The 19,522-nt window shown below is 66.0% G+C and carries 21 protein-coding genes, 1 tRNA gene and 2 pseudogenes; 8 read left to right on the forward strand and 16 right to left on the reverse strand.

The features are described 5' to 3' along the window. Positions 1–51: 51 nt before the first annotated feature. Positions 52–435, reverse strand: a complete 384-nt coding sequence (locus tag OG876_RS42520; protein WP_328522419.1) for a VOC family protein — start codon at positions 433–435, stop codon at positions 52–54. Between the two features lie 288 nt (positions 436–723). Between OG876_RS42520 and OG876_RS42525 the strand changes: the two genes are divergently transcribed. The 3 genes from OG876_RS42525 to OG876_RS42535 all read left to right on the forward strand — a co-directional run bounded on the left by OG876_RS42525 (position 724) and on the right by OG876_RS42535 (position 2,321). After that, entirely contained in the window at positions 724–1,680 is a 957-nt protein-coding gene (locus OG876_RS42525) for an NAD(P)-dependent alcohol dehydrogenase (protein WP_328522420.1), read from the forward strand. A 131-nt stretch (positions 1,681–1,811) separates the two neighbouring features. Then, on the forward strand, positions 1,812–2,009 hold the full coding sequence (locus tag OG876_RS42530; protein ID WP_328522421.1) for a WapI family immunity protein: 198 nt from the start codon (positions 1,812–1,814) through the stop codon (positions 2,007–2,009). Positions 2,010–2,018: 9 nt separating this feature from the next. Continuing rightward, positions 2,019–2,321, forward strand: coding sequence for a MafI family immunity protein (locus tag OG876_RS42535; protein ID WP_328522422.1), 303 nt, complete (start codon positions 2,019–2,021; stop codon positions 2,319–2,321). Positions 2,322–2,787: 466 nt separating this feature from the next. On the opposite strand, the gene OG876_RS42540 is transcribed toward OG876_RS42535, so the two are convergent. The 3 genes from OG876_RS42540 to OG876_RS42550 all read right to left on the reverse strand — a co-directional run bounded on the left by OG876_RS42540 (position 2,788) and on the right by OG876_RS42550 (position 5,205). Next, positions 2,788–3,456, reverse strand: a complete 669-nt coding sequence (locus OG876_RS42540; RefSeq protein WP_328522423.1) for a Type 1 glutamine amidotransferase-like domain-containing protein — start codon at positions 3,454–3,456, stop codon at positions 2,788–2,790. Between the two features lie 399 nt (positions 3,457–3,855). Next, positions 3,856–4,425, reverse strand: a complete 570-nt coding sequence (locus OG876_RS42545; RefSeq protein ID WP_328522424.1) for a GNAT family N-acetyltransferase — start codon at positions 4,423–4,425, stop codon at positions 3,856–3,858. 240 nt (positions 4,426–4,665) lie between these two features. Continuing rightward, positions 4,666–5,205: an AAA family ATPase gene (locus OG876_RS42550; protein WP_328522425.1), complete on the reverse strand. Its 540-nt coding sequence runs from the start codon at positions 5,203–5,205 to the stop codon at positions 4,666–4,668. A 1,399-nt stretch (positions 5,206–6,604) separates the two neighbouring features. On the opposite strand from OG876_RS42550, the gene OG876_RS42555 reads away from it, so the two are divergent. Then, positions 6,605–6,946 carry a hypothetical protein gene (locus tag OG876_RS42555; protein ID WP_328522426.1) on the forward strand — a complete coding sequence of 114 codons (342 nt, stop codon included), beginning with the start codon at positions 6,605–6,607 and terminating at the stop codon, positions 6,944–6,946. A gap of 693 nt (positions 6,947–7,639) precedes the next feature. Here OG876_RS42555 and OG876_RS42560 read toward each other — a convergent pair. Continuing rightward, positions 7,640–8,353 carry a hypothetical protein gene (locus OG876_RS42560; protein ID WP_328522427.1) on the reverse strand — a complete coding sequence of 238 codons (714 nt, stop codon included), beginning with the start codon at positions 8,351–8,353 and terminating at the stop codon, positions 7,640–7,642. A gap of 625 nt (positions 8,354–8,978) precedes the next feature. On the opposite strand from OG876_RS42560, the gene OG876_RS42565 reads away from it, so the two are divergent. Continuing rightward, positions 8,979–10,778 carry an IS481 family transposase gene (locus OG876_RS42565; protein WP_328522428.1) on the forward strand — a complete coding sequence of 600 codons (1,800 nt, stop codon included), beginning with the start codon at positions 8,979–8,981 and terminating at the stop codon, positions 10,776–10,778. A 109-nt stretch (positions 10,779–10,887) separates the two neighbouring features. On the opposite strand, the gene OG876_RS42570 is transcribed toward OG876_RS42565, so the two are convergent. From OG876_RS42570 to OG876_RS42580, 3 genes and pseudogenes are all read right to left on the reverse strand, one after another. After that, positions 10,888–11,592, reverse strand: coding sequence for a TIGR02391 family protein (locus OG876_RS42570; RefSeq protein WP_328522429.1), 705 nt, complete (start codon positions 11,590–11,592; stop codon positions 10,888–10,890). Between the two features lie 60 nt (positions 11,593–11,652). Further along, positions 11,653–12,063, reverse strand: a pseudogene (locus OG876_RS42575) (GntR family transcriptional regulator); the annotation flags it as partial. Positions 12,064–12,150: 87 nt separating this feature from the next. Further along, on the reverse strand, positions 12,151–12,414 hold the full coding sequence (locus OG876_RS42580; RefSeq protein WP_328527028.1) for a GntR family transcriptional regulator: 264 nt from the start codon (positions 12,412–12,414) through the stop codon (positions 12,151–12,153). A 272-nt stretch (positions 12,415–12,686) separates the two neighbouring features. On the opposite strand from OG876_RS42580, the pseudogene OG876_RS42585 reads away from it, so the two are divergent. After that, positions 12,687–13,262, forward strand: a pseudogene (locus OG876_RS42585) (tyrosine-type recombinase/integrase); the annotation flags it as partial. A 14-nt stretch (positions 13,263–13,276) separates the two neighbouring features. On the opposite strand, the gene OG876_RS42590 reads toward OG876_RS42585, so the two are convergent. From OG876_RS42590 to OG876_RS42615, 6 genes are all read right to left on the reverse strand, one after another. Further along, positions 13,277–13,352: transfer RNA gene (locus OG876_RS42590), tRNA-Ala, on the reverse strand. A 578-nt stretch (positions 13,353–13,930) separates the two neighbouring features. Continuing rightward, positions 13,931–14,575 (reverse strand): histidine phosphatase family protein, encoded by a 645-nt coding sequence (locus OG876_RS42595; protein ID WP_328522430.1) that lies wholly within the window; start codon positions 14,573–14,575, stop codon positions 13,931–13,933. Continuing rightward, on the reverse strand, positions 14,572–14,955 hold the full coding sequence (gene rsfS / locus OG876_RS42600; protein ID WP_328522431.1) for a ribosome silencing factor: 384 nt from the start codon (positions 14,953–14,955) through the stop codon (positions 14,572–14,574). The genes OG876_RS42595 and rsfS overlap by 4 nt, the downstream gene beginning before the upstream one ends. Positions 14,956–14,962: 7 nt before the next feature. Further along, the gene (nadD, locus tag OG876_RS42605) at positions 14,963–15,574 is read right to left on the reverse strand and encodes a nicotinate-nucleotide adenylyltransferase (protein WP_405065322.1); all 612 of its coding nucleotides are present in this window, start codon (positions 15,572–15,574) and stop codon (positions 14,963–14,965) included. A 20-nt stretch (positions 15,575–15,594) separates the two neighbouring features. Then, positions 15,595–15,753, reverse strand: a complete 159-nt coding sequence (locus tag OG876_RS42610) for a hypothetical protein (protein ID WP_328522432.1) — start codon at positions 15,751–15,753, stop codon at positions 15,595–15,597. Positions 15,754–15,842: 89 nt separating this feature from the next. Next, a complete protein-coding gene (locus tag OG876_RS42615) occupies positions 15,843–15,971 on the reverse strand; it encodes a hypothetical protein (protein WP_328522433.1) in 129 nt (42 codons plus the stop codon). A gap of 144 nt (positions 15,972–16,115) precedes the next feature. Between OG876_RS42615 and OG876_RS42620 the strand changes: the two genes are divergently transcribed. Further along, positions 16,116–16,565, forward strand: coding sequence for an Lrp/AsnC family transcriptional regulator (locus OG876_RS42620; RefSeq protein WP_328522434.1), 450 nt, complete (start codon positions 16,116–16,118; stop codon positions 16,563–16,565). Here the strand turns inward: OG876_RS42620 and OG876_RS42625 are convergent. Continuing rightward, complete coding sequence (locus OG876_RS42625; protein ID WP_328522435.1) at positions 16,498–17,697, reverse strand: MFS transporter; 1,200 nt, start codon at positions 17,695–17,697, stop codon at positions 16,498–16,500. The two genes, OG876_RS42620 and OG876_RS42625, sit on opposite strands and share 68 nt — an antisense overlap. Positions 17,698–17,779: 82 nt before the next feature. Here OG876_RS42625 and OG876_RS42630 point away from each other — a divergent pair, with 82 nt between their 5' ends. After that, positions 17,780–18,643, forward strand: a complete 864-nt coding sequence (locus OG876_RS42630; RefSeq protein ID WP_328522436.1) for a winged helix-turn-helix transcriptional regulator — start codon at positions 17,780–17,782, stop codon at positions 18,641–18,643. Here OG876_RS42630 and OG876_RS42635 read toward each other — a convergent pair. Continuing rightward, positions 18,630–19,517 carry an alpha/beta fold hydrolase gene (locus OG876_RS42635; RefSeq protein ID WP_328522437.1) on the reverse strand — a complete coding sequence of 296 codons (888 nt, stop codon included), beginning with the start codon at positions 19,515–19,517 and terminating at the stop codon, positions 18,630–18,632. The two genes, OG876_RS42630 and OG876_RS42635, sit on opposite strands and share 14 nt — an antisense overlap. Positions 19,518–19,522: the final 5 nt, after the last annotated feature.

Raw genomic sequence — 19,522 nt, forward strand, 5'->3', positions numbered from 1 at the left:
CCGTGCCGCGGTATCCGTGTGGTTGGCCGAGGGGTACGCGGCGGCTCGGGATCAGCCGTTGCCGCCGTACGGACGGGTGATGATCTCCAGCCAGTGCCCGTCGGGGCCTTCCCAGTAGAGGCCGCGGCCACCGTCGCCGTGATTGATTTCTTGCGGTTGGCGCTTGAAGGGGTCGGCCCACCACTGGCGGCCGTCGTCCCGCAAGCGACCGAGGATGAGGTCGAACTCCTCCTCACTGACAAGGAAGGCGTAGTGCTGGCCGTGGATCTCGCCCTCGGTGTCCATGAAGTCCAGGCTGGCCCCGTTGTCCAACTTCAGCTCGGCGAACGGGCCGTACGCTCCTGCCTCCGGCAGACCGAGTACCTCGCCGACATCGCGAGCAGCAGCCCATCGGTCCTTCACGTGCACGATCGTGTGGTTCAGCTCGATACTCATCGGGCTCTCCTGGGGTACCTGTCCTCAGCTGGCGCGTGCTCACCACTCTGCACCCCGAAACCAGTTCTCGTGAAGACCTCCGCGTTCCACGCCTCGGCAGGAGCCTTGGCCCTGCCACATCGAGCGAAACTCCCCAGGACGTGTGGGGCGACAATGGTCTGCGGAGAACGGTAGGTGATCCGGGGCTCCGTCACTGGCTGGAATCCGAGATCCGGGCGACAGGTCGTGTCGGTCGAGCGTCCGGGCTTGCTACGTTGCCGCCATGACCAGGTGGGCCGCGGGGCAGGCGTGAAGGCGGTCGTCTACGACCGGTACGGGTCCCCCGACGTGCTGCGGGTCGAGGACGTCCCGGTACCCTCGCCCATCGCTGGCCAGGTGCGGGTGAAGATCGCCGCGACCTCGGTCAACCTCAGCGACTGGGAGTGCCTGCGCGGCTCGCCCGCGTACGCACGGATCGGCGGGCTGCGTTCCCCGGCTCGCCGTACGCTCGGATCGGACATCGCCGGCCTGGTCGACGACGTCGGTGAAGGAGTGACTCGGTTCCGACCCGGAGACGAGGTGTACGGCGATAACCTCGGGCTGAAGGGTGGCTTCGCGGAGTACGCGCTCGCGCCGGAGTCCGCGCTCGCCCACAAGCCGGCCCAGCTCACGTTCGCTGAGGCGTCGACCATCCCGCAGGCGGGCGCGATCGCCCTGCAGGGCACGGTTAGGGCCGCGCCGGGTCGCCGGGTGCTGATCAACGGCGCCGGCGGAGGGTCAGGATCCTTCGCGATCCAGCTCGCCAAGCGGCTCGGTGCCCACGTCACCGGGGTCGACAACGCCGCCAAGCTGGACTTCATGCGGGCGGTCGGCGCGGACGACGTGATCGACTACCACCGCGACGACTTCACCCGGACCACCCAGCCGTACGACCTGATCCTCGACCTGGTCGCGCACCGGTCGGTGTTCGCCTACCGGCGTGCGCTGGCACCCGGCGGCACCTATCGGTGCGTGGGCGGGTCGGTGCCGACGCTGCTACGCGTGCTCACCGCCGGCTGGCTGGTGGGGCGGCTCACCAGGCGCGCAATCGGGATCCTCGCCGTCAAGGAGGGTCCGGCCCATTTCGAGCCGCTGGCCGCCCTCTGCGCCACCGGGGACATAAGGATCCACATCCACCGCACCTTCACGCTCGAAGAGGTTCCCGCAGCGCTTGCTCACGTCGGCGAGGGACGCGCCCTCGGCAAAGTGGTCGTCGCCCTCTCCTGACGCAATTCGACGCGTCCGTGCCCCGGCGCCTCGCCCGCTCACCCGGCATGGTCGCGATTCACCGGCAGCGGCAAATGAGTGCGTCGCAATCGACGACCCAGCGACGCTCGTTCTGACCTAACATCGACCACTTGAGACTCGAATCCCTGAACGGCCACTACGTCGACCTGGCTGTGACCGGCTACCAGTTCGCTCGCGGCCAGTCGAGGTCGGAGCAGGCCAACTGGGACGCCAATTGGCTGATGATCCGCGGCGAGGTCTGGGACGGTGACCAATCGTGGGAGTTCCACGACCCGTGCATGAGCGGACGTTGGACGCGACCGCGATAGCCTCCACTCGTGGACGGCGACACCGTGCAACGCCTGAGGATGCTGGCGCACTCGCTATGGGGGCGGGCCACTCATGACAGCGAGGCTGCAATGGGTGACTCCTTCGACGTGCGACTCGCAGACTCTCTCGATCTGGCGACCAACGGCGAACCCGGAGTTGCTTTCGAGAACCTGGCCCAGAACGTGTACGAGTTCGACGTGCCACTCACGGAGTCGGAGTATCGGGCGTTCGCGGAGGTTGGATGGTCGCTCAGGCTCAACCCAAATGCGTGGGCGTTCCTTCGCGACCTGGTGACCCAGGTCGATCGCTGACGTCGGCGGTGTGTCGTCAACATCCGGCACATCGCATAACCGCGCGATCAGCGGCAGATGAGTGCATTGATCACGTCTCGAGGCGGCGCTCGAACTGCACGGGCGGCGTGACGATGAGCACTCCTTGGGATCACGTCCTCGACGGCGTCACCGAGCCGTCCGTATTCATCGTCGAACCCACCCCAGAATCGTCCGGCTTCATCAACCAAGATGGTCATGTGCGAGTGGCCACCGACCGGCACCAGGGGCAGGCCAAGTTCACCGGAGTAGGCCATGCACCAAGCAACGTCCGACTCGGCCGCGGCTCCTTGTGCCGCTGATCCACAGGCTCCTGTCGCCTGAGGCCGAGACCACAACGAGATCCGCGTACCTCCGGCGAGCTGCGAGCGCTGGAACAGGCCGGACACCCGCCCCCTCCGCGCTGCCCGCGGAGGTTCTCACCGAGTACTCCGATAGCAGTCGGCGGCTATGCGGGGAAAACCTTCCAGTGCCCTTCGGAGATGACCTCGACAGTGCCGTCGGTCACCTTGATAGCGGTCTGATCGTCGATGGCGTACGCCGGACCTGCGATGTCGGCAGCCCATCTCTCCGCGTCGACCAGGGTGTTCTCCGGCATCTGCTCGTGGTCCAGGTGCGGGAAGATCGAGAAGTCGACGACCCCGAGCGTGCGGTCGTCCGGCGCAGAAGGCCAGTTGACGAAGTCGTCGCCGATCCGCGGTGTCATCACCATGCTGCCGGCGCTCAGCCCCACCCAGACCGTCTCGGGCAGCGACGACATGACCTCCAACAGCCCCGACTGCCGCATCCAATGGCACAGGTACGACGCGTCGCCACCATCCACCAGCAGCACGTCGGCCTCTCGGACCCACGGCACCCACCGCTCCTCGCCGATGCTGGGCAGCGCGGTGAGCTCGAGCACGCCCAAGGACGCCCAGCCCAGGCTGGTCATCATGTGCCACGGAGGCTCGCCGGCGACGAAGCTTCGCACCGAGGCGGGCCCGAGCATCGGGTGGCCCCACTGCGCCGTGGGGATGCAGAGCGCACGGGACTCGGAGATCGGCTTGCCCAGCAGATCGACCAGCGCATCGCGGATGCTCTCGTTCGTAACGCCTCCGGATGTGAGAAGGAGCTTCACAACACCTCCGACGGATTCATGTGGCCTACAAACCGCAGACGCGTCATCGCCTGACTCCTTGTCTCGCCCGGTCTTGGCGCCTCGAGTGTTCGCCATTCACCTGTTCCACGAACGCTGCGCTCCGGATCCGACACCCTACTGCCGGATAGGTGTCGCGAATCTGTCGGCAGATCACAGGAGCCACAGACTGGACCCACACCTCGGCCCGTTAACCGGCACCGCTGAACTGGCAAGGCGCTGGCCCGGGCAGCCGTCCTGGGCAGAGCCCACCGAGGCTCCCGTCCGGGCTGTGGTGACGAGTCGCGGAACCTTATGGCCCTCCGGTCTCCGCGACCCGATGCAGGACACCGGCCAAAGCCTCACGGTCCTTCACGGTGACCGTCCGGTCCGGGCTCAGACCTACCACTCCTCTGCGATCCACAAGGGTGACCGGAGGAAACTCTCTCGGCCGCGCTGTCCCTTGTCAGTGACGAAACGCATCAGCATCACGTCCGTCGACTCTGCTGCCTTCGTCGGCTCGGGCCCGACCACTGTGCGTGCTCCAGGCATGGACGTCCATCCGCAGCTTGCGTAGAAGCCTTCGAGGTCGGGGTTGCAATAGACAATTCCGAGATCGGCGTCGCTTGCGTCAATGCGGCGGACAGCCTCGGTCACGAGCTTCTTGGCCCAGCCTTCCCCCCGGAATGATGGGTAGGTCAGCACAGTGGTTGGGCTGCGGACCTCGTAGGAGACGCCCTCATGTTCGACGGTCACGCGGACGAGTTCCAGATGACTGACGACCAGGCCATGCGCCACATACAGAAGGTGGTACGGCGTCAGGTCCGATCTCGTGATCCAATCTCGATAGCGGAGTTCCCCGGTGAAGCCCTCTGGCCACTGCAAACGGAGGAACGACAGAACCTGGCACCTCAGCAGTTCCGGAAGTGCGGCGTCATCGAACTCAACGAACTCGATCTCTCGGGTGTCCATGTCCCCAGCCTCAGGCAGGTCCCGGCGGCGGCGCCAATCAGTTTTGCACGAGCCCGGTCTTGTGTGCCCCTGACGAGCCCCAAAACTGCCCTCCATGACCACACTCACCTGCGCACAAGAACCCCACTCGTAATGCGTCGCTCCTCGCTAACGCAATTGCTAACAGGAGCGCTGGACAACCATGGACGCCACCCGACCAGTCCGGGCCGACCGAGGCCGACCGGCCGGGACGGCGCGTGTTCACACCCAGCCAGTCGCGGTGGCCACGGCCTTTGCTACGTCGGCCACCGGGCGATCGGTGGTCACCGTGAAGTCCTCCACCCCGGCCAGGTCGAGGATCTGCTCGAGTTCCCGCGAGCGCCGCAGGTGCCATCGGAGGCCGTCGTCGTCCGCACTCCCGTGCCGCTGGATGAGCCGCTGCCGGATGACCGCCAGATCCGCGCTCAACCTGCACACGGCGAGATCAACGCCGATCGCTTCGGCATACCGCTCCCGACCAGCTCGGTTCTCGACAACGCCGGCCAGCACCAGGCAGTCCGCGCCCGCGTCGAGGTAGTTGCGTGCCAAACTCCGAAGGTTGCGCAACTCCAAGGCGAAGTTGAACGGGTCATCCGTCGGGCTGGGCCAGTAACAGGCCAGCCAGTCGAGGTCGATGACAGCGTGCGGAATCGCGGCTCCAGCAAGCAAATCCCCCACAGCCTCAGCCACCGAGGTCTTGCCCACCCCCACAGGGCCGGTGATGAGCAATGCCCGATGCGAACGATCCCCGTCAGCGCCCATAGGACGATCCTTGTTCATCGTTTTGTAGACGACAAGTCACGCCCGCATCGGCGTCGCATCGGCCAGTCACATCGCATCTGAGGTCGGCACTCAGCTTGACGCGGCCAACGTACGGCGGCCGTTCCGCAAGGTCGCAAAGGCGGCCGGACTGGCTGCTGAGGACTAGACGCCCCGAGAGCTGCGACACAGCTTCGTATCGCTGCTGTCGAGCAGCCGCGTGCCGATCGAGGACATCGCTGCGCTGGCTGGCCACATGAGCACGGTCGTAACGGAGAAGGTCTACCGGCACGAGCTGCCGCCGGTGCTCCGAACTGGGGCCAAGAAGATGGACGAGATCTCCCCCGATCTGCAGCTCACGGAGACTTAGCCTTCCGTTTGCCTCCCAGGTCATGCAAGAGGCCGGTCTCCCGAGCGGGAAACCGGCCTGTGACCTGCGGTGGAGCTTAGGGGATTCGAACCCCTGACCTCTTCCATGCCATGGGCGGGGGTCGCATCTCCTTCGGCGGCGGTTCGAGCCGGATCCTCCATAGCTACAAGGATTCAAGCCTGTCGGATTGATGCGCGTTCCAACCCGTTCGCGGGCGTTGATTCGCGCCCTTGGCTCCCAATTCTCTCCCAGCCGGTCAGCCTAGAGTCGCCCATGCCGACCGCGGCCGCCTCGCAGATACAGCCGCCACAAGACAGTCAGCGGCACTGTCAGAGTAACGACGATGCCGGCCCCGGCCAGCCACCAAATCCATGTGACTGCCGCACCGTCGGCAGCGCCGGCGATGAGCGCTCCGACCACGATCGCGCCGCCGCCCACCACCAAGTACCTGGGCCCATCACGCCAATCCCCCAAGCTGACATGGCATTCATGGTGTCATCCCTCAGCAGCAGGGCGCTGGAGGTTTACGTTCGCCCATCCCCCATCGGCTGGTGTCCGTGCTGGTTCGCCTCAGACTCCTGCTCCGGGTGTCACACCGCGGCGTACCCGGCGAATCCGGATGAACTGCGCCTACGCTGCAACTACCTGCGCCTCGTTGCGAAATCGAGTCATGCCGACCGGACAAGCCCAGTCAGGCGTACTGGGTGTGGCAAGTGCCTCGCGGTCGATGCAGGATGGTCCTCGTTGCTGTGCCTCGTTGCTGACCTGACGGCTCTGGATGTGCCGTGTGGATGGTCCGGTGGACTTCCGACGCGGGGCCTGGTGCACCCGCTCGCCCCAGTTCTGCTCTGGTTCCCTCGGCCCGGCGCGAGTAACGTGACAACCGCTCGGCGCACATAGCACCGCAGGCAAGGGGGGTATGGAGTGTCGCAGCCGGTGATCACGATGCCTGGCACGTGGAACTTCGCGACCACCACGAAGCCGTCCTCGATGGTCTGGTATGCGAGCTAGATTGCCTGAGAGGAAGCAAACATGAATCGCATTGTATCTGGGCTGATCACCTGGCTGATCAACGTGCCGGTGCTGCTGCTCGCGATGCACGAAGCACATCTGGCGAACGAGGAGTACAGAGCTGATCCGCCGGCCTTTCATCCTCACTCGTTATACGCGCTCGGCAGCTGGGCGCTAGTCCTCATCCTGGCCGTACTCGGCGCAGCCCTGATCTGCATCGGGATATACGAGATATTTGAGCGACGCCTGCGCAAATCCTCGTCGGGGAAAGGCAGCTACTACGGCATCCACGGCCACTCCTTCGGAGCTCCGCACGACACCGGATGCAACGGAGGCGACGCGGGACCAGGAGGTATGGTCTAATCGCGGCGACGGCTTGTCACGGGTCCAGGGCCCTCTGATGCTCCGGCGGTACGCGAGCCCTACGTAGACGATCGAGCTGATCGAGAGCCTCGCAGGCCTTCTGCACCTGAGGCGCTGCCCCACCTACGCTGTGTGCGTGCTAGCCACCGACGCGACCATAGTCCGTGCCGCCTGCGCGGGCACGCTTCTTGCGAACCGTTCGCCTTGGCCATACAACCGATTCCATGCGCTCTTGTGTCCACGAAGCGTGTCATGACACTAGATCCATGCACACCCGAGCCGGTCTGATGATCCCCCTCTGACCTGTTTCCACAGGTTAGAGGCCACTATCAGGTAGTCCCTCTGGTAGGCCCGTGGGACGCGAACCCACAACCCGCGGATTGGGGATCCACGCTTGTCGTCGACTCTCACGAGTCGCCGAAATGGGCGCCTGACCTGGGAAGTCTCACTAAGCGTAGTCGCCGAACGTTGCCATCGTTTTGCGGCGCTTCGCGCTCAAAGAGGTGGGGAAAGGGGTGGCTCCAGGACATCAACCATGTCATGGGCGGGGGCGTGTCGATGGTTGATGTGTCGCCAGGCTCAATCCCTTTACTGCAAAGGATTCTCGCACTCCTGGTTGATCTGGAGGGTTGTAGATGGCGCTGTGCCGGCCATTGCGCGGGGCGCAGTTGTGGGATGCGGAAGCGAAATGCGCTAAGGTCGTCGCCACAAGACCCTCGCCGCGTCTTTGCTGGCCATCAGTATCTCTCTGAATGGTTCGGCAAAGATTACGGCGATTTGCTTAATCATGATCACAAGCACTGCGGCGATTTCCGGGATGATCCCTTTTGCGGGTCCCTTCTGGACAGCGAGCGCAGCCTTTGCGGCCTCTTGGAGGATCTCGAATGGTTGGCTGGCCATCAGGACCGTACTGCCCGTCGGGGCCTTGACGATACCGAGTTCAACTCGCATCTCGTCGAGCAGTCGTATCCGTCCATCTCGAACGACGTTGCGTTGTTCCTGCTGAAGCTGAACAGCCTCAACGTCAGCATCAGCCATCATCTCCGTGTTTGCCCAGAGCGCCATCGCGTCGTAGTACAGGTCTGCTACAAGTTGAACCGTCTTTCCGGCGCCCAGGAGCTCAATCTCGTTGTAGCTTTTCTCGCAGGTTCCGAGCAAATCGGCATGCTCCTTTCGATCAATGAATTGTGGAGCAGACGCAGCAACTTCGATTTCACGAACCGCACCGAGAAAGTCCGCGTAGAGGCGCCGTCGGTCATCATGCCAACGTCGCTGATCGGACATGCGCTCCGCGCGCCTAGCACTGTAGAGTCCAACACCCTGAGCCAGAAGGACGCCGACAAACGCGAAGACGCCAGCGACGATTGGACTGCCCCACCAGGGCGCATCTGTAGCTAACGAAGTCATCCGAGCCCCACCCCAATCTGAGAGCAACATCTTGCCGGACGCGTGACACGTAGGTGTCAAGACGCGCGGCAGCCCTCCCGCATCGCCCCGATAGCTGCCGACCTTAGGTTCGGTGCGGTGCGGGTCAAGGGTCGAAGATCCCGGAGGGACGCCGCAGGCGCCCTTGAAGCGTGCCGTGCCGGACCGCACTCCCCGATGATTGCTAGCGGGGCGATGCGGGAAGCCCACCGACATATGGACGTACAGAACGGCCGAGGACGGCGGCTGGCCGGCCGGTTGGCGAGGGACCACATAGCAGGGTGTCCATCGTGGATGGCGAGTTCTGCTGTCTTCGACTCGGCACCCTGTTGGCACGTGCGCGCCAAGCCAAGGGCCGCGCCCAGAGCGGAGCGCTAGCGGAGTGGCGGGCAGGCGGCCCGTCCTGTGGTGGCGGCGCGCTTTCGGGCCCTGGAGGGGCCCGTCTTGAAGACGTAGAGAAACTTGTCAGGAGGGGATGGAGTCATCGGCTGTCCTGTGCCGGGTGATGCTTGACAGTCGTGTGCCACCTGATGGTTGACGCTCGCCTTTGTTCGGTCAGTCTGTGTTCGACGTTTCCGTGGGGCGTCGGTGACTCAGGAGGCCGGGATTGGCGCTGGTTGCGTTGTCGGTGGTCGAGCAGCGGTTGGACGTGGTGCGGGCGGTTCTGGCGGGTGCGCGGGTGACGGAGGTGGCGGCCTCGGTGGGGGTGTCGCGGCAGACGGTGCACTCCTGGATGACCCGGTATCTGGTCGAGGGTGTGGCCGGGTTGGCGGATCGGTCGCATCGTCCGGTGTCGTGTCCGCATCAGGCGCCGGTTGAGGTTGAGGTGCGGGTCGCGGAGATGCGCCGGACGCATCCGAGGTGGGGCGCGAAGCGGATTCGGCTGGAGCTGCTGCGCAACCGCTCTGAGCTGGCGGTGCCCTCGGAGCGGACGATCAACCGGATCCTTGCCCGGCAGGGGTTGCTGGTCGAGCGACCACGGAAGAGGAGCCGGGACGCGTATCGGCGCTGGGAACGGCCTGGTCCGATGCAGCTGTGGGGGATCGACATCGTCGGTGGGGTGATGATCGTGAACCCGGTGACTGGTGAGGTCCGGGAGGCCAAGGTGGTGACCGGCGTGGACGATCACTCCCGGTTTTGTGTGATCGCGGCGGTGGTGGAGCGGGCAACCGGTCGGGCGGTGTGTTTGGCGTTCGCCCAGTCCCTGCAGCGTTTCGGGGTTCCCGACGAGGTGCTGACCGATAACGGCAAGCAGTTCACCGGCCGGTTCGGCAAGGGCGGTGAGGTGTTGTTCGACAAGATCTGCCGCAAGAACGCGATCACGCACCGACTGACCGCGCCGGCCTCACCGAATCAGAACGGCAAGGTGGAGAGGTTCCACCTGACGCTGCGCCGCGAACTGCTCGACGATCACCAGCCCTATCTGTCGGTGGCGGCCGCACAGGCCGCGGTGGATGGGTTCGTTGCCCGATACAACACCGACCGGCCGCACCAGGCCCTCGACGAGCGAGCGCCGGTGATGCCGGCCGACCGATTCCGCCCGGCTCCGCAGGATCAACGCGAGCTGCTGGAGCTGTGGCTCCCACCGCACCTCGCACCGGCAGAGCCCAGCGATCACGAGGTCGTCACCGACGATGCCGAGGTGCTGCCGGTGAGGCAGTCGTGGGCCGGTGGCCCGATCGAGTTCGACCGGATCGTGCCACCAAGTGGGAACCTGCAGGTCGCCGGGAAACAGTTCTGGCTCGGGCCACAGCGGGCCGGGCAGACGCTGCGGTTCTGGGTCGACGTGAACCTGATCCACCTGCTCGTGGGCGGTGCCCGGATCAAGACCGTCCGCTCACACCTGACCGTGAACGACCTGGCGAGACTGGTCGCCGACGGCGCCACCAACGCCGGGCCATCGCCGCTGCCGCAGATCGAGGGCAGCGACGCGATCGAGGTGGAGCGGATCGTCGCCCGCGGCGGCACCGTGTCCCTGGCCGGACACGTCCTGGTCGCGGCAGAACTCCTGGGCGGTCGCCGAGTCGGGATCCGCATCGAACCATCAACGCTGATGTTCTACGACCTCGACACCCGCGAACTACTCCGGGTCCGACCCAACCCGCTGACCATGGACCAGGCCCGCCGACTGCGCGGCAGCCGGCCCGCCGGACCACCCCCACGCCCATCGGTCGAACCCGTCCGGGTCCAGCGCCGCGCATCCAACTCCGGCGTGATCATGGTCTGCGGCCAAAAGGTCTCCCTCGGCCGCGCCCACAAGCATCAGACCCTGACCATCTGGGTCTCCGACACCACCCTGGCGATCGAGCTCGACGACGAAGAACCCCGCGTGGTCCGCCGCACCACCACCCTGCCGATCCGTAACATCAAGGCAGACCGGCCCCGGACGGTCCCCTCAATTTCCTAGGCGAGGCGTCAACCATCAACTGGCACGAAATCGTCAGGCATCAGGTGGCACACGACAGATCAGCCCACGACAGATCAGCCCGCGACAGCTGGACGCACGAAGGCCTGACCTACGAGGGGTTAAGGACTTCGGTCTCTTCCGTCCAGCGAGCTACGACTGAGAGCACGGCTAGGTACTCCAAGGCTTGCTGTTCGGACCAGTTCGGCGCAGGCGAGTGCGCGGCCACGTTTCGAATCCCCGCGTAGGCACCGATCGAGAGGTTGTAGAGGCCATCCTGTCTCGACCTCCACATCTTAGTCTCGCGATCGCCAGGTAACCACAGCCGCGTCCGGCCGTTGTTCGGCTTGGATGGAAACACATCGGTGACAAGTTCACGGTCGACCAAGTTCGACTGAGCCTTCTGCTGGATCTCAAATGTTAGCCACTTCGCAGCGGACTCAACTGCGGCCACAAGATGACTGGTCGCCCACAATTGTGCAGCAGCCTCCCAGATCAACGGATGGAAGCGATCGCCAGCAAGCGTTGGAGGCTCGGGAGCGAGTCTGGTAGCCCATTCATCGCGGTCACGAAGTATCCCAAGCCCTTGTTTGACCCAGCGAGGAGTCTCATTCGATCCGCGATACGAAGGAGGGCGAAGGTCGGCATCAGGCATGGCGTCGAGCGCCGTCAATATCCGCTCGACTGTTGGCAATAGCGTCGTCGCCTCGTCATTGAGCGCCTGCGCCTCGCTCGACACCGATTCATAGGCTGCCTCGTGCAACGCGGCGTCGTACGCGTCAGCCAGGCGCAGATACTCTGTCAGCTTCCCTTGCATCCATGCACCGTCCACAATTCGAACGGTACACGCCAACGATGCGTCGGCCCCCTGCGATGTTTAGCGTCCCGGAATCGGCAAGCGATATGAGAGGACGTAACGCTCGGACGAGACGACGATGTCCGCTGTCTCCACAGGGCGGTCGCGCTCGTAGTAGGTCCGTTCGATGACGAGCACTGGCACCCCAGCTGGAACGACCAGGGTCTCTGCCTCGTACGGGCGTGCAGCGCGGCCCGTGACGTCCTCTCCGACGTGGGTGATGTCGACTCCAATGCTGTCCATTCTGGGGATGACGCCTGTGATCGAGCCACCCTCTGGGTTCTCGATCGGCGTGCCTCGTGTGAGCGCCAAAGGCTCGAAAGAGGTGGAGAGCATCACCGGCTCGCCGTCAGCCAGGAAGCGGTAGCTCGTGCGCATCACTGGGTCGCCTTGCGCGATGTTTAGTCGGTCAGCGATCGCTTTGGACGCGGTCGTGCGGCGACTCTGGAAGTCCCACTCTGGGACCTGGCCGCCGGCCGACGCAGCAGCCGCGAAAGGGGACGATGTTGGGCGCTCAGACTAGAGGCTGCCTAACACTCGACGCTTCGGGGGTTGCAGCGCCCGCACGAACGAGCCTCTCCCCTGCTGCTTGACGATCAGACCTTCAGAACGCAGTACATCTAGTGCTTGCCGGACCACAATTCGAGAGACACCGTAGTCGGCCATAAATCCTGGCTCGCTCGGCAGTTGGTCTCCAGCCTGGAGAGTGCCCTCGAGGATCTGGCTGCGGATGTCGTCTGCGATCTGCAGGTGCTTCGAGCGAGCATGCGGCTCTACGAGAATGAGCTTGGACTGAGCGGCCTCCTACTTGGGTTGCTCGACGGCTATACAGGTGGACGCTGGGGAGAGATAGCCGGCCAAACGCTTCCCGAGTACGACGAGGTCAGGCAGGCGATTGCGGTCTTCGAACCGCTCAAAGAGATTGATGGCAGACTGTTCAAGAGCGGAGCCGATGTCACCGAGCAAACTGATCTGCAGCCGCTCGGCAATGGCCGTCGCTCGCGGCGGACGAGGCGGAACGCCGGACGAAGTCACCGGCCAGCGAACGTTGGGTTCAGCTTCCTGCGAGCATTGCGGCGATCTACGAACTCTTCCTGGCGACCCGGCCCGCAGGGCACTCGTTCGTGTTCACGTCACTCCAGGGCATGCCCTGGTATCGGTCGAACTTCCGGCAGCGGTTCTGGCGCCCTGCGTGGGATGGCGTTGACTCTGACAAGCCGCTCTCGACCAGGCACACGCCAGCCATCTTGTCCGGCTTCCGGTTCCACGAGGGGCGGCACACTCACGCGACGTGGCTGACTGAGGACGGCATCTCGGAAGTCGCTCGCCGCGCTCGGCTCGGACACAAGATGAAGGGCATGGGGCGTGTCTACGACCACGTGACGCCGGAGTTGGAGCGCCAGGTCCTGAGGGCTCTGGAGGAGCGCTGGGTTGCCTCGGTGCTCGCACTGGAAGAGGACGAGCGACAGAAGCTCCTTGCCTGGGTGCCCGTGATCACAGACACCATCGAGAAGGCCCAGCAAGAGGCCGAGGTGCTTGCTGCCAAGCTGGTGGGAGGCGAGCGGTTCTCCCAAATCTCTCCCACTGACCGCTCTAGCGAAAGCAGGTCAGGGGGCAGAAGTGCCTCCTGACCTGCGGTTACTGCTGGTGGAGCTTAGGGGATTCGAACCCCTGACCTCTTCCATGCCATGGAAGCGCGCTACCAACTGCGCCAAAGCCCCGCGGTGTCTTGCGACTCCGGAAGTTTAGCGGATGAGTGGCATCGAAGAAAAATCGGGTGGGGTACGTCGGTAGCAGCCGCCGAGGAGGCCTGGTAGGCGGCTGGACACGCCTGCAGTCACCGTCGTCCAGCCTGCCCATCCCGCCCCAACGCACACTCCCATCCCAAGCACTTCAACCACAGCAAAGCCGGACAGCGATCCGCGGCAGGCGCCGAAGAATGCCGAGAGGACAGCCATCGCGGAGCGGTGTCGTTTGCGCACCCGACCACTCTCCATCCCGCGCCGCCCACAGCACACCGGACGAGGCTCCGCGGCAACCGCCGAAGGCGGCCAACACGCAGCCGCCGCGAAGCGGTGACCTTCGGTCCCACCACACCGCTCCGCGCCAAACACAGCACGCCCGACAGCGGTCCGCGGCAACCGCGGGAGGCGGCCAACAGACAGCCACCGCGAAGCGGTGACCTTTCATCCCAACCACACGTCTCCGCGCCAAGCACAGGACGCCCGATAGCCCCTGCAGCCGCCGGAGGCGGCCGACAAGGCAGCCGCCGCGAAGCGGTGTCCATTGGGGTGTCCGCTCAGCGTTGGGGGTCGTCGCTCATTACTGGTTCGGGGAGGGAGCCGGCGTTCCATTCTTCGATTCGCCAGCCGCGGCGGCCGGGGAGCAGGGAGACCCAGTTGCAGTTGGCGAGGCCGCCGAAGGCGGGCCAGTGGGCTTGGGGGATGCCGAGGAAGAGGCAGATGCCCACGCGGGCGGCGAGGCCGTGGGTGGCGATGACGATGGTGTCTTCCGCGGTGCCTTCGGCGGCGACCCGGCCCAGGGCGTCGGAGAAGCGTTGGGCGACTTCTTCGACGGTTTCGCCGGCGGTGCCGCGGCGTTGGGGTTCGCCGGAGCGGATGCGGGCGGCCGCTTCGGGGTTGATGGCGGCGAGTTCGGCCATGGTGAGGCCGGCCCAGTCGTCGACGTCGATCTCGCGGAGGGCTTCGTCGTACTCGATCTTCAGGCCGGTCAGCAGAGACAGTTCGCCGGCGGTGGCGGCGGCGCGCTGGAGGTCGCTGGCGAACAGCCGGGTCGGCGCCAGCGACGCCAACCGCAAGGCCGCTTCACGGGCCTGCGTCAGGCCGACGTCATCCAGAGGAATGTCGGCTTGGCCCTGGATCTTGTCCTGCAGGTTCCACTCGGTCCGGCCGTGCCGCCAGACGATCAGCCGTCCCGCCGTCATTCTGAGGCAGCCCCCGGTACCGGCGACGGCAGCGGGATCACGGGGCAGTCGCGCCAGAGGCGCTCGAGGGAGTAGAAGCTGCGCTCCTCGTCGTGCTGGACGTGGATGACGATCTCCAGGTAGTCGAGCAGCACCCAGCGGCCTTCCCGGGCGCCTTCGCGGCGGACCGGCTTGGCGTCGAAGTCGACCCGGAGTTTCTCCTCGACGGCGTCGACGATCGCGCGGACCTGGCGGTCGTTGGAGGCGGACGCGACCAGGAACGCGTCGGTGATGGCGAGTTGCTCGGACACGTCGAAGGCGAGGACGTTCTCCGCCTTCTTGTCGTGGGCCGCCTCCGCGGCCGCGGTGAGCAGCTCGATGGCGCGTTCGCTGGCTGGCATGTGGTTCCTAACGGTTGGTGTAGAGCTCACGCTTGGCGATGTACTGGACGATGCCGTCCGGGACGAGGTACCAGGTCGGGTTCCCCTTGGCGACCCGCGCGCGGCACTCGGTCGACGAGATCGCCAGCGCCGGCACTTCGAGCAGGGTGATCCGATCCATCGGCAGCTGGTCCAGCGGCAGCTCGAGACCCTCGGTCCCGGGTCTGGTGCAGCCGACGAACTGGGCCAGTTTGAACATCTCGTCCACGTCGCGCCAGGTGAGAATCTGGGCGAGCGCGTCGGCGCCGGTGATGAAGAACAGTTCGGCGTCCGGATACAGCTCGGACAGGTCGCGCAAGGTGTCGATCGTGTACGTCGGACCCGGCCGGTCGATGTCGACCCGGCTGACCGAGAACCGCGGGTTGGACGCGGTCGCGATCACGGTCATCAGATACCGGTCCTCGGCCGCGGACACCACCCGGTCGGATTTCTGCCACGGCTGGCCGGTCGGGACGAAGATCACCTCGTCCAGATCGAAGTACGCCTGCACCTCGCTGGCAGCGACCAGGTGACCATGATGGATCGGGTCGAACGTGCCACCCATCACGCCCAGGCGCCGGACCCGCTCGACAGAAGCCATGTCAGCCAGTATTCAGCCGCTCAGCTGTGCGGCCGGCCCTTGCCCATGATGACGGTGACGAGCAGCAGCAGGACGAGCACGAACAGAGCGAACCCGCCGTACCACCATGGCGAGATGTGCGAAGCCTCGACGCTGGCTTCTTGGAGGGCCGCCACCTGCGGCACGAGGAGCGAGAGCATGAGGCAGAGCCTATCTCGTGACCACCTGCACACCAGCGACCGGTGGCCCCAGGAATGACACTGGAGGCACACCGGCCGCATCGTTGAGGTCAGCTGTGGCGGATGTGACGGCTCAGCAGCCGGCGCCAGGCGGACGGTACGGCGTGGGCGCGCCGGGACTGCGCAGCGACACGGTGCAGCTCGTCGATGTGGGCACGGGCAACTTCGGGGGTGATCATGATTCCTTCACTGGGTTGGTACGTCGAGGTCGGGGCGGGCTGTCCCCGACACTGGAAATTATACGGTTTGTCCTACGCTCTCACAAACGAATTAAAGGTCCACAAGATTTCCAGCCTTCGAATCTGTGGCAAACGGGAGGATTCATGGACGCGATCGATCGGCAGCTGATCGAGGCACTCCGGCTGAACGGACGCTCGAGCTGGGCCGAGCTCGGCCGGGTGGTCGGACTGTCCGGGCCGAGCGTCCAGGAACGGGTGAGACGGCTGGAGGAGCGCGGCGTACTGCTCGGCTACCGCGCGGTGGTCGCGCCGGCGCAGGTCGGGCTCGGCACCAGTGCGCTGATCGGGCTGTTCCAGCGTGACGATGTGGAGACCGACGACATCGTCGAGCAGGTGCGGGACATCGAGGCGGTCGAGGACTGCTGGTTCGTCGCCGGCGACCAGGAACTCGTGGTGAAGGTCCGCGTCGCCGACGTCACCCAGCTCGAGGCGGTGGTCGGCTCGCTGCGCCGGGTGAACGGCGTGGTCAGGACGCGGACGACTGTCGTGCTGTCGACTCGCTGGGAAGGCCGGCCCGCTCCCCTGCCGGACTGACCACGAGTACGGCGCCTGCCGCGAGGGCGAGCGCGGCCGCCACGGGGAAGAGCAACCCCGGGGTGTGCTCATACGCGGCGCCACCCAGCGCCGGAGCGAGGAACATCCCGCTGATCGACGCGGCGGCGTACAGGCTGGAGTAGCGCCCGACCATCCCGGCCGGGGCAGCGTCGGCGACGTGGGCGGTGGCCGTTGGCTTGTAGAGCATCTCCCCCGCCGTGATGACCACGATCGCGAGCGTCGCCCCGACGAGCGCCGGCCAGACCCCGAGGACGGCCAGCCCCACGCCCACCAGCGCGAACCCGACCGCGATCACCCGGGTCGAGCGGTGACCTCGCAAGCGGACGGCCAGCGGCGCCTCACAGCACACGATGACCACGGAGCTCAGTCCGATCAGTACGCCGTACGCGACCGCCGGCGAACCGGCGTCCCGCAGGAGCAGCGGCATGGTCGCGAACACCTGGCGGTACACGGTGTCGACGACCACGATCGTTGCCAGCAACACCAGCACGGTCCGATCCCGGAGCAGCACACGCCAGAGGCCGACGCCCGCGGGTGACGACGTACGGCGAACGCCCGGCACCCACCGCCAGATCACGGCCGCGAGGACCAGGCTGGAGACCGCGTCCACCACGAAGACGAGCGAGAAGTCGTACGCCGCGAGCAGTCCACCGAGCGGCGGCCCGATGGTGAAGCCGGCGTTGCTCGCAGTTCGCGACAGCGCGATCCCCTCGCGGCGGCGCTCGGCCGGGAGGGCGGTGGCGACGAGGGCGCTCAGGTTCGGGCGGCTCGCACCACCGCAGAGTCCGGCGAGTGCAGCGACCACACCGATCCATCCAGCGGGGACGAGCGGCAGAGTCAGACAGGTCACCGCCCAGGCCAGTTGGCTCGCGACGGCGGCCGTACGCAGGCCGAAGCGGTCGCCGAACCACCCACCGCCCAGATTGCCGCCCAGCAGACCCACGCCGTACGCCGCTGCCGCGAAGCCGGCGTGTTGCGCCGACATCCCGCGATCCTCGACCAGGTACAGCGTGAGGTAGATCCACGCCAGCGCACCGGCCGAGCTGACCACCTGGCCGACCATCACCGCCTTGAGCCACCCGGGGAGTTCGGCGATGCGGCGCCAGTACATATCTCAGCCCCCAGGTAGAGTGAGTTCCTATTAGGAACTTACAAGCCCGGTTAGCGTGGTGGCAACCGGATTGGGGGGCGATGTGCGGCGGAGCAGCTTCTCACCCGAGCCGGACTGTGCGATCGCGCAGTCCCTCGGCGTCATCGGCGACGGCTGGGAACTCCTGATCGTCCGCGACCTGGCCCGCGGTCTTGATCGGTTCGATCAGCTGGCCGACTCGTTGCACATCTCCCGCAAGGTCCTGACCGAGCGGCTGACCGGCCTGGTCGACAGCGGGATCGTCGAGCGATCGGCGTACCAGGAACGCCCGACCCGCTACTCCTACAGCCTTACCCCGCGCGGCCGGGCGCTGCTGCCGGTCCTCGTCGCGCTCCAGGACTGGGGCGACCGCTGGCTGCTCGGCGACGGCTCACTCACCGGCACGAACGACGCCGACGAGCCACCCGCCCACCGGATCCACGAGCTCGTCGGACAGCGCGTCCCCCAGATCAGCCTGCCTTCGATCGCGGGTACGGCGCTCGACGTGATCGACCCGGATTCCCGCGCGACCGTCCTGTTCGCGTACCCGGCGACCGGCAGGCCGACCCCGCTGCCGGACGGTTGGAGCGAGATCGCCGGCGCCAGCGGCTGCACCCTGGAGAACCGCCTCTTCGCCGCCCGGTACGACGAGTTCGCTGCCAACGGAGTCGCAGTCCGCGGGGTCAGCACGCAGCGCACCGACGAACAGCGGGCGTTCGCCAACGCCGAGGAGATCCCACATCCGCTGCTGTCCGACCTCGAACTGGAACTGACCGCCGCGCTGCGGCTGCCCACCTTCCGCGCCGGTGGGTACGAACGACTCAAGCGAGTCGTACTCGTGATCGGCGACGACCGCGTCGTCAAAGCCGTGCGGTATCCGGTCACGGACATCGCGGACGCGGTCGACTGGGCACTCAAGACTGCGTGAAGAACGCCTTGACCTCCGAGGCCACCCGCTCGACCGCCTTGGCACTGCCACTCGGATTGATTCCGCCCGGGTCGCTGGACGAGCCGTGGTCGAGGCCGTCGAACTCGATCCGCCGGCAGTGCGGAAGCACCTGCTCCAGGGTGTCCCGCCCCGGCTTCAACGCGGGCAGCCCTTTGCTCCCGCCCATCAACAACACGTCCGCGGACACCGCGCGGAAATCCTCGAAGGTCCCGGCGAGCTCGGCGATCAGCGTGCCCTCGTAGTGGATCGTCGGCGCGAGCTTGCGCATCGTGATGGCATTCGCACCGGCCTGGCGCTCGTCCTTCACCAGCATCTTCTCGGTGATCCGCGTCATCAGCGGCCGCGGGATCACCTTCAGGAACGCCGGCGCCAGCTGCAGCCCGTACATGCTCGTCACCATCGCCCCGGCAAGGTTGCCCTCGGCAACCTCGCGGTCGAACCGGGCGAGCCACTCGCGATGCGGCGTCGGATTGTCGACAATCGCAGGCTCATACACTGCGATCTTCTGCGGGCTCGGCAGCGTCCGAGCCGCTTCCAGGACGACCGCGCCGCCCGCGCTCACGCCGAACGCCAGCTCGGCGCCCGCCGCAGTCAGCACGGCCTCGAGGTCTTCCACCTCGGTCCGCACGGTGTGACCCGGCCGATGCGGGCCGGACAGACCGCGGCCGCGCCGATCCGGGAGGTAGACGGTGAAGTCGTCGGCCAGCGCCTCCGCGAGCAGCGTGTGGCTGCGCGCCGACTCCATGCTGCCGTGCAGTACGACGACCGCCGGCCCCTGCCCCGTCTTCCAGTAGCCGATCTCGGTGCCGTCGCGGGACTCCACCGCACCCTGGCTCAGTTCTGCTGTTCTCATGAGAT

This window comes from Kribbella sp. NBC_00359, assembly GCF_036097425.1.
In the GTDB taxonomy this organism is placed as follows: domain Bacteria; phylum Actinomycetota; class Actinomycetes; order Propionibacteriales; family Kribbellaceae; genus Kribbella.